Raw genomic sequence first — 283 nt, forward strand, 5'->3', positions numbered from 1 at the left:
CTGGCAGATAGCTCTCATTATTGGGTTACTACTCTGGTTGTCCCTCATGTTAAGGGCAATAGTTCCAGCACTAAAAAAAACAGACAAAGGAAATCACATCCTGGCTCTGTTTACCGGCGCTGCAGCTGCAATTGGACTTTTTTATATGGCAGGGCTTTTTTATGGAGCAAAAACCCATATTTCAATTATGGAATACTGGAGGTGGTGGGTCGTGCATCTCTGGGTAGAGGGTTTCTTTGAAGTCTTTGCCACCGCGGCACTCGCCTTTGTTTTCTACAGACTC

At 45.2% G+C, this 283-nt stretch carries 1 pseudogene; it reads left to right on the forward strand.

The features are described 5' to 3' along the window. Positions 1–46 precede the first annotated feature (46 nt). Positions 47–283 (forward strand): annotated as a pseudogene (locus tag MD536_RS21575) (nitric-oxide reductase large subunit); the annotation flags it as partial.

The sequence above is a fragment of the Flavihumibacter cheonanensis genome (assembly GCF_022352215.1).
GTDB classification, from domain to species: domain Bacteria; phylum Bacteroidota; class Bacteroidia; order Chitinophagales; family Chitinophagaceae; genus Flavihumibacter; species Flavihumibacter cheonanensis.